Origin of the sequence: Desulfobulbus rhabdoformis (assembly GCF_016919065.1) — a bacterium.
In the GTDB taxonomy this organism is placed as follows: Bacteria; Desulfobacterota; Desulfobulbia; order Desulfobulbales; family Desulfobulbaceae; genus Desulfobulbus; species Desulfobulbus rhabdoformis.
The window spans coordinates 1-1,831 of record NZ_JAFFQA010000112.1 but is presented as its reverse complement, the minus strand read 5'-3'; the positions used below and the strand labels follow the sequence as shown (position 1 = coordinate 1,831).

Annotated in this window: 1 protein-coding gene; it reads left to right on the top strand. The window is 55.1% G+C overall.

Annotated elements, in window-relative coordinates; translation table 11 throughout:
* Nucleotides 1-54: 54 nt before the first annotated feature.
* On the top strand, nt 55-1,731 hold the full coding sequence (locus JWJ90_RS22585) for an IS1634 family transposase (RefSeq protein ID WP_205229476.1): 1,677 nt from the start codon (nt 55-57) through the stop codon (nt 1,729-1,731).
* Nucleotides 1,732-1,831 lie beyond the last annotated feature (100 nt).

The following is a 1,831-nucleotide window of genomic DNA, read 5'->3' as shown; positions in this document are numbered from 1 at the left end:
AAGCGATATTTCAGTTGAAATACGCGAATTAACACGCTAACGTGGTGGGCAGTCATGTATCTGCGAACCACGAAACGAAAAAACAAGAACGGCACCGTTACCGAGTATCTCCAACTCGCCCACAACGAGCGGAATCCGGAGACCAACTCCACCGTTGCCCGCATCATCCACAGCTTCGGACGCGCCGATCAGCTAGACCGTGAGGCCTTGGTGCGGCTCGCCCGATCTATAGCCAGAGTCTGCGGGGTAACCATTGTTGACCCCGCTGGTAGCGAGGAGGCTCAAGGTGGTGGACTGCCCGACGAGCTTGAGATCCTGCGCACAGTGGAACTCGGCACAGTGCTGGTCATTGAAACCCTTTGGGAGCGGTTGGGTATCGGCAAAGCGCTGCGGTCTCTGCTGGACAAAGGCAAGTATGCCGTTGCCTATGACCAGGCCCTGCTGGCCATGACCGCCAATCGTCTCTGCGCACCGGAATCCAAACTCGGTGTTTGGGATCGGTGGCTGGAGCAGGTTCATCTTCCTAAGTGCCAAGGCCTGAAGCTACGGCAGATGTACGAGGCGATGGATTTCCTCCACAAGCATATCGACGCGGTAGAGGAAGCAGTCTTTTTTCAGACCGCCAACTTGTTCAACCTCTCGGTTGATCTGATCTTTTACGATACAACGACGGCTTCATTCTCCATTGATTACGAGGACGAGGAAGACGAAAACGACGGTCTGCGTCAGTACGGTCATTCCAAAGAGGGCACATGGACGCCGCAAATCGTGGTCGCCCTGGCGGTAACCCGAGAGGGATTGCCGGTAAAAAGCTGGATTTTTCCCGGTAACACGGCGGATGTATCCACGATCGAGCGTATCAGAAAGGACCTGCGAGGCTGGAACCTCGGTCGAGCGCTGTTCGTGGCCGACTCGGGTATGAACTCCTCCGCTAACCGAGAAGAACTTGCACGGGCCTGTGGCAAATACCTGCTCGCCACCCGCATGGCATCGGTGGCCGAAATCAAGAAAGAGGTCCTCTCGCAACCAGGTCGCTTCACTACCTTCACCGACAGCCTGCAAGCCAAGGAGGTTGTTATCGGCGACGGCGAACGAAGGAGGCGGTACATCCTCTGTTTCAACCCAAAGGAAGCAGAACGGCAACGAATCCATCGAGAAGAGATCGTCGCCATGCTCGAAGAGGAGCTTGCCAACCATAAGGACCGTAATGCTTCTGCCCAATGGGCCGTCGAACTTCTGGCCTCAAAAAGATACAAGCGGTACCTGACAACAACCGAGGCCGGTAAAATTCGCCTGGACCGCGCAGCCATCACCGAGGCAAAACGCTACGACGGCAAATGGGTGCTGGAAACCAACGATGACACCATCAGTCTTGAAGATGCGGCCCTTGGCTACAAGGGACTTCTGGTTATCGAGCGGTGCTTCCGCTCACTCAAGCGTACCCAGATCAAAATGATGCCTATGTATCATTGGGCCGCACGGCGCATCGAAACGCATGTAAAAATCTGTGTTCTGGCGCTGCTCATAGAGCGCGTTGCGGAACGTGAGTGCGGGGAGCCCTGGTCCCGGATACGCCGCAACTTAGCCAAACTTCAAGCCACTGAGTTTCAAAACGGCCAGCACAGTTTTTTTCAGATTAATTCAGCGCCCGAAGCCTGTCGTGAACTGATGAAAAAACTTGTAACTCCGCTACCGACCAAAGTTTTTGGCATAAAGACCCTCGAAAAATAAGTGCAATACCTGTGGGCACACGCCAAAATCGGCACCGCTCGCGAGCGCCCACCAGGCAAGGCTTTGCGGCTAGGCGTGTTCCACAACCCGTAAACCCAGG